This is a genomic window from Deltaproteobacteria bacterium, from assembly GCA_019308995.1.
Taxonomy (GTDB): Bacteria; Desulfobacterota; Desulfarculia; order Adiutricales; family JAFDHD01; genus JAFDHD01.
Window position 1 is genome coordinate 1 of the sequence record JAFDHD010000150.1, and the last position, 6698, is coordinate 6698.

General features: G+C 56.0%; 8 protein-coding genes. 7 read left to right on the top strand and 1 reads right to left on the bottom strand.

Annotated elements, in window-relative coordinates:
- Positions 1–205 precede the first annotated feature (205 nt).
- From JRI95_15785 to holA, 6 genes are read left to right on the top strand one after another with little or no spacing between them, the layout of a single operon-like run.
- Positions 206–850, top strand: coding sequence for a riboflavin synthase (locus tag JRI95_15785; GenBank protein MBW2063003.1), 645 nt, complete (start codon positions 206–208; stop codon positions 848–850).
- Positions 851–871: 21 nt separating this feature from the next.
- Positions 872–2077 carry a bifunctional 3,4-dihydroxy-2-butanone-4-phosphate synthase/GTP cyclohydrolase II gene (locus tag JRI95_15790; protein ID MBW2063004.1) on the top strand — a complete coding sequence of 402 codons (1206 nt, stop codon included), beginning with the start codon at positions 872–874 and terminating at the stop codon, positions 2075–2077.
- A 9-nt stretch (positions 2078–2086) separates the two neighbouring features.
- A complete protein-coding gene (locus tag JRI95_15795; GenBank protein ID MBW2063005.1) occupies positions 2087–2557 on the top strand; it encodes a 6,7-dimethyl-8-ribityllumazine synthase in 471 nt (156 codons plus the stop codon).
- A 27-nt stretch (positions 2558–2584) separates the two neighbouring features.
- Positions 2585–3043: a transcription antitermination factor NusB gene (gene nusB, locus JRI95_15800; protein ID MBW2063006.1), complete on the top strand. Its 459-nt coding sequence runs from the start codon at positions 2585–2587 to the stop codon at positions 3041–3043.
- Positions 3040–3552, top strand: coding sequence for a hypothetical protein (locus JRI95_15805; protein ID MBW2063007.1), 513 nt, complete (start codon positions 3040–3042; stop codon positions 3550–3552). The genes nusB and JRI95_15805 overlap by 4 nt, the downstream gene beginning before the upstream one ends.
- Positions 3552–4562: a DNA polymerase III subunit delta gene (holA, locus tag JRI95_15810; GenBank protein ID MBW2063008.1), complete on the top strand. Its 1011-nt coding sequence runs from the start codon at positions 3552–3554 to the stop codon at positions 4560–4562. The genes JRI95_15805 and holA overlap by 1 nt, the downstream gene beginning before the upstream one ends.
- On the opposite strand, the gene rpsT is transcribed toward holA, so the two are convergent.
- Positions 4534–4812 carry a 30S ribosomal protein S20 gene (rpsT, locus tag JRI95_15815; protein ID MBW2063009.1) on the bottom strand — a complete coding sequence of 93 codons (279 nt, stop codon included), beginning with the start codon at positions 4810–4812 and terminating at the stop codon, positions 4534–4536. The two genes, holA and rpsT, sit on opposite strands and share 29 nt — an antisense overlap.
- A gap of 112 nt (positions 4813–4924) precedes the next feature.
- On the opposite strand from rpsT, the gene murJ reads away from it, so the two are divergent.
- Positions 4925–6487 carry a murein biosynthesis integral membrane protein MurJ gene (gene murJ, locus JRI95_15820; protein ID MBW2063010.1) on the top strand — a complete coding sequence of 521 codons (1563 nt, stop codon included), beginning with the start codon at positions 4925–4927 and terminating at the stop codon, positions 6485–6487.
- Positions 6488–6698 lie beyond the last annotated feature (211 nt).

Consider the following 6698-nt stretch of genomic DNA (forward strand, 5'->3'; position numbering starts at 1 on the left):
CGGCGGCGCAGTTACTTTTGGCTACGGAGCTGAGGCTTGCTCCGGCACGGACTTTCACCGTGCGGGTAGAGCGCCATCATGGGCGCACGATTCCTGCTTGCGCAGGAATGACAATTACTTCCTCTGTCATTCGTGTTTGAAGACCCGATGCCCTCAAAAGGTTTGAGTGTTGCAATAAAGTCGAAAAAGAGTATAGTATATTAGCATGTTTACGGGAATCATCCAGGGTCAGGGCCGCATCGTTAGGATCGCTCCGTTAGCCGGGGAAGTACAGCTCACCGTTGCGGCTGACTTCGACTGGGATGACCCCCTGGCCATCGGGGAGAGTCTTGCGGTTTCCGGCCCATGCCTGACCGTGATCGAGGCTCAGGGGCGCTCTTTTACTGCACACGTCTCGGCTGAGACCATTTCCCGGACCACCTTGAGGGAACTCAAGGTCGGCCAGGCGGTCAACCTCGAACGATCCCTGAAGCTTTCAGACCGGCTTGGCGGCCATCTGGTCACCGGCCATGTGGACAGTGTCGGCAGAATTCTCAACCGGCGCGAGCAGGCTCGATCCCTGATCTTGACCATCGGACTGGACAAAGAACTACAAGCCCATGTCATTGAAAAAGGCTCGGTGGCCGTTGATGGAATCAGTTTGACCGTCAACGAGGCGCTGCCTGCGTCCTTTAGTGTAAATATAATTCCTCATACGGCCCAGGTCACGACGCTGGATTCCAAAAAGGCGGGGGATCTTGTAAATCTTGAAACCGACCTTATTGGTAAGTATGTGGCCCGCTTTCTGAGTTACCAAAGCCCGAAAGTCAAACTCAACCTGGAGTTTCTGGCCGAGCATGGCTTTGTTTAGATGAGGGAGTAATAAGAGAAAATGCCTCTTGCCACGATAGATGAAGCTATTGAAGATATTCGCCAAGGGAAGATAGTCATCCTGGTGGATGATGAAGAGCGGGAAAACGAAGGCGACCTGACCATGGCCGCGGAGAAGGTTACGCCGGAGGCCATTAATTTTATGGCCCGGTACGGCCGGGGCCTGATCTGTCTCTCTCTGAGCCCTGAAAAAATCGAGGCCCTGGATTTGCGCATGATGGTTCCGCATAACACCTCGCGCTTTGAGACCGCCTTCACCGTTTCCATCGAGGCTCGGCGCGGGGTCACGACCGGTATCTCCGCGGCAGACCGGGCCACCACCATACTGACCGCGGTTGATGAGGACGCCAAGCCGGATGATCTGGTCCAGCCGGGCCATATATTCCCCTTAAGGGCCAGGGAAGGCGGCGTCCTGGTGCGCACGGGCCAGACCGAAGGTTCGGTGGATCTGGCGCGCCTGGCCGGTCTCAAGCCTGCCGGTGTAATTTGCGAGGTCATGAATGACGACGGCACCATGGCGCGGCTGCCTGATCTCGAAATTTTTTCAAAAGAACACGGTGTCAAGATTGTAAGCATCGCCGACCTCGTGGCCTTTCGCATGAAAAATGAGCAGCTGGTTCATCGTATCGCCCTGGCAAAGCTGCCCACCAAGTTCGGGGATTTCACTGCCATCGCCTATGTCAATGATGTGGATAATTACGAGCATATCGCTCTGGTCAAGGGCGACATTAACCCGGAGGAACCGACCCTGGTCCGGGTCCATTCGGAATGCCTCACCGGCGACGCCCTCGGATCATTGAGATGCGACTGCGGCGATCAGCTGCAGCAGGCCTTGAGGACGATCGAAAGTGAAGGCCGAGGCGTCCTGCTTTACCTGCATCAGGAAGGCCGAGGGATCGGCCTTATGAATAAGTTCAAGGCTTATGAACTCCAGGATCAAGGCAAGGATACGGTTGAAGCCAATGAGGCCCTCGGTTTTCCGGCGGATCGCCGGGACTATGGCATTGGCGCTCAGATATTAGCCGACCTGGGTGTGCGCCAGATGAGGCTCATGACCAACAACCCCAAGAAGATGGTTGGCCTGGAGGGATACGGCCTTTCGGTGGCGGAAAGGGTGCCCATAGAGATTCCGCCCACCCCGGAGAATATTCGCTATATGCGCACCAAATGCTACAAGATGGGTCACCGGCTGACACTGATTGATTAGGAGGGGAAAATGCCCACATTCTATGAAGGTCATCTCAATGCTACCGGCCTCAAGTTCGGCATCACGGTTGCTCGTTTCAACGATTTTATTACGGAAAGGCTTTTATCCGGAGCCCTGGACGCCTTGAAACGCTCCGGCGCGTCGGATGACGATATCAGCGTCGTGCGTGTGCCCGGATCGTTTGAGATTCCTCTGGGTGCCAAGAAGATGGCTCTGAGCGGCTCCTTTGACGCCGTCATCTGCCTGGGAGCGGTCATCAGGGGAGCAACCCCTCACTTCGAGTATGTCGCCGCCGAAGTAACCAAAGGTATTGCGGCTTCGAGCCTGGAAACCGGCGTCCCTATTGCTTACGGCATCATCACCACGGATACGATCGAGCAGGCCATTGAACGGGCCGGAACCAAGTCCGGGAACAAGGGCTGGCAGGCTGCTGTTTCAGCCATCGAAATGGTCAACCTTTTGAAAGAATTTTCTTCCTAAGCAGGTATCCAGGACAGAAAGTTGGTCATTGGAGCTCGACGCAAAGCACGGGAAATCTCGCTGCAGGTTCTTTTTCAGCTTGAGACCGGGGACAAGGGCCTGACGCTGCAAGAAGTCTTTACCCTTTTCTGCCATAATTTCGATGCGCCCCGTGAATCGCGCGCTTATGCCTGGGAACTGGTTTCCGGGGTTAAGGAACATCTGGCCGAACTGGACGCCCGACTCAAAAGCGCCTCCGAGCACTGGCGTCTGGATCGGATGTCTCATGTGGATCGTAATATCCTGCGCCAGGCCCTTTATGAAATGCTTTTCTTAAACGACATTCCAGCCAAGGTCAGCCTGAACGAGGCCATAGACCTGGGGAAAAAGTATGGCACCGATGACTCCGGGGCCTTCATCAACGGTGTCCTGGACAGAATCCACAAGCAGATTCTGGCGCAAACAGGCCCGGGTATAACCGGCGAGAACGAGGCAAATTCGAAGTGAGCTTCTTGAGGTGGGGACTTCTAACGCTCATCCTGTTCCTATCCGGCTGCGGCTATGCCCTGGAAGGTTCGGTGAAGAGCCTGCCTTCTGACATTCACGGCCTGGCCATTCCTTACGTCAAGAACGCCTCCTCTAAAATACTCCTGGCCGGCATGCTGACCGATGAACTGAACCGGCAGTTTACGACCTCGAAGTTCGTTAGATTGGTGGACATGGACCGGGCCGAAGCTGTTCTGGACGTCAACATCCGCTCCGTCCGGGTCATCGGCGCAACCCTGACCGACATCGCCCGGACCTCATCCCGCAGAATAATAATTACCTTAGACGCCTCTTTGAAACGAAGGGGTTCGGACGAGCTCTTGTGGCAGGGCCGGGAGATCGTAGGCCGGGAGACATACGTCGTCACGGCCGACCAGATGACCACTGAAATGAATGAAGAGCTGGCCATGAGAAAGATCGCCAGGGACCTGGCCGAAAGAATCCACAATCATATCTTTGAAAGATTTTAATGGACCGGACCGCCCTGGAAAAAGACCTGAACTCCGGCAGCCTGAAGCCGGTCTATCTTCTTTACGGCCAGGAAGCCTTTCTCAAGGAGCGTTACGCGGCGCGTCTGGCCGAGTCGGTGGACGAGCGCCTGAAGGAATTCAATATCGAAACCCTTCTGGCTGAAGAAAACCAGGCCGGCGATGTCGTGGAGCGAGCTCAAACCATGCCATTTATGGCCCCACCCCGCGTGCTCGTGGTCCGGGGGGTGGATAGATACCCGGCTGAAGAGCTGTCCATCCTGAAGGAGTACCTGTCCGATCCCAATGAAAGCACCTGCCTGGTCCTGGTGGCTGACAAGCCGGATTTCCGGCTCGGGCTCTTCAAGGCTCTTCAGAGGCAGAAATTGGCCGTGAGCTTCGATCCGCCTCGCGGCCGGAGTCTGGTGGCCTGGGTTCAGGAAACCGGGGCCGACCGGGGTTACAAAGTCGGCCTCAGTGCGGCCCGCACCTTGATCGAACTGGTTGGCACAGACCTGATGAACCTGAACCAGGAACTGGAAAAGGTCTGTCTTTACGCCGGACCTGAAGCAGAAGTGGGAGAGGAAGATGTCAGGGCCGCGGCCAGAATCTCGCACACAGCCAGCATATTCGACCTGGGAGACGCAGTGGGCGAGCAGAACCGGGCTGGCGCTCTGTCCGCCTTAAAAGACCTGCTCCTTCAGGAGCATCATCTTATGATCCTGGCCATGATCGCCAGGCATTTCCGGCTGCTCCTCAAGGCCAGGCAGCTCCTTAACCAGAAGGCTAGCCAGGCCGAAGCCCAGCGCGCCCTGGGTCTCCAGGCCTGGGTGACCCGGAAGTACTTGAGTCAGGCCCGGAACCTTAACCTGGCCCAGCTAAAAAAGGGCCTGTCCCGTGTGCTCGAGGCTGACCTGGCCCTGAAAACAACCGGAACCCCGGAGCGCCTGATTCTGGAAAGACTTGTTTTTGATTTGGCTTCGCTCAGGCCGAGCCGCCGGACTGGGATTTAGCGACCTGACGTGAGAGGCGGGAGATTTTACGGGACGCGGTTTTGCGATGCAGGGGTCCATGGCTTCTGGCCTTGTCCATGGCTTGAACGGCCTTTTTCAGGAGCTCCTGGGTTTGTTCGGGCGAACCTTGTTCAATGGATTTTTCGACCTCTTTGGTTAGAGTTTTAACCCGGGTCCGGTACGTTTTATTTCTCAGGCGGGCCTTCTTGTTCTGACGGGCCCTTTTTTCAGCTGATTTATGAGTTGGCAAAGGAATACCTCCTGCCATCTAAATTTGATTTAACGCCAAGCAAAAAGCTCGGCTATATTTGCTGGTCTTTTTAGACTAAAATCTAACTTTTGTCAATCTAAATCTGTAAGTTATGGAAGAAAAGGAAAAAGTCACGCGCGCGGCCTGGGTGGTCAGTTCGGCCACGCTCCTCTCAAGGGTGTTCGGTTTTGTCCGGGACATGGTCGTGGCCTACTTTTTTGGAACCGGGCTTTTTGCAGACGCCTTTTTCGTGGCCTTCCGCATCCCCAATCTCCTGCGCCGCCTGGTGGCTGAAGGCGCGCTGACAGTCTCCTTTATTCCTATTTTCACGGAGTACCTGACGACCAGGTCCCGGGATGAGGCCTTTGCCTTGGCCCGGGCGACCCTGACCTTCCTGTCTATTGGCCTGGTGGTGCTGAGTATCTTGGGGGTGGTGCTGGCGCCCTGGATCGTGCGCATCTTTGCCCCGGGGTTCACCGCGGTTCCGGACAAGTTTGCCTTGACCGTGCTTTTGACCCGTATTCTTTTTCCCTATATCTTTTTCATCGGGCTGGTGGCCCTGGCCATGGGTCTTCTCAATGCCCTGGGCCGGTTCGCCGCCCCGGCCCTGGCCCCGGTGCTGCTCAATCTGAGCATGATCGCCTCGATTCTGCTTTTAAAAGATTATTTTGATCCTCCCATTCTGGCCCTGGCGGTCGGGGTTCTCATCGGCGGTCTGCTCCAGGTTCTGCTGCAACTGCCTTACCTGATTAAGGAGGGTTCTCTTTTAGGTTTTTCCTTTAACTTTGGACATCCAGGCTTAAGGCAGATCGGCCTGCTCATGGCGCCGGCGGCCTTTGGAGCCGCGGTCTATCAGTTTTCCGTTTTTATCAGCACGCTCCTGGCTTCCTTTTTGCCTGAGGGCTCTATCTCGGCCCTGTACTATGCCGACCGCCTGGTGCAGTTTCCCCTGGGCATCTTTGCCATTGCCTTGGGGTCGGCCGTGCTGCCTTCCATGTCCCGCCAGGCAGCCTCGGAAGATATGGCCGGTCTGAGAGACACCCTGTCTTATGCCTTGCGCCTGGTCTTTTTCATCAGCCTGCCTGCCATGATCGGGCTTATTGTCCTGGCCGAACCCATCATCCGCCTTCTTTTTCAGCGCGGCCATTTTGACGCCGCGGCCACCCGGATTACGGCCAACGCCCTGGTGGCTTACGCCATCGGCCTGTGGGCCTTCTCCGGGGTGCAGATTCTGGTGCGCGCTTTTTATTCTCTCAAGGACACCAGGACCCCGGTCAAGATCGCCATCATCTCGCTTCTGGTCAACATAGTTTTAGCCATCCTGCTTATGAGACCCCTCAAGCACGTCGGCCTGGCCCTGGCGACCTCGCTCGCGTCCATGCTCAACCTGACCCTGCTGACCCTTATTCTGCGTCAAAGATTAGGCCGCATTGAAAGCCGGGTGATCGTGAACTCGCTGCTTAAGATTTTACCGGCCGCGCTCCTCATGGGCCTGGTGATTTTTTTGGTGCGCCGGTATTATTACCCGGAAGCGGCATCAACCTTGCACTTGGGCCTGCTGGTGGCGGGTGAGGTGGTTTTAGGCGCAGCCATCTATCTTGTCCTGGCCGCCTGGTGGCGCAGTCCGGAGCTTAAGTACATCTGGTCTCTTTTTCGTCCGAAGGCGCGATTGTAGAGTTTTAAACATGGGTAGGGTAAAGCCGGTTTTTTTACGCTTGCCGCTCGTTCGTCCGTCTCTGGAATCACTCGCTCTGATTACCTTCGCCTTATTTCTCCTGAACCGGCTTCTAAGAAACAGCTGTAGGTCAGGGTGCGAAGCTCCCTGACACAAATTGTCAGGGAGACCCACTTACCGGGCCACCCTGACCTACAAGGCTGGTCTCTTT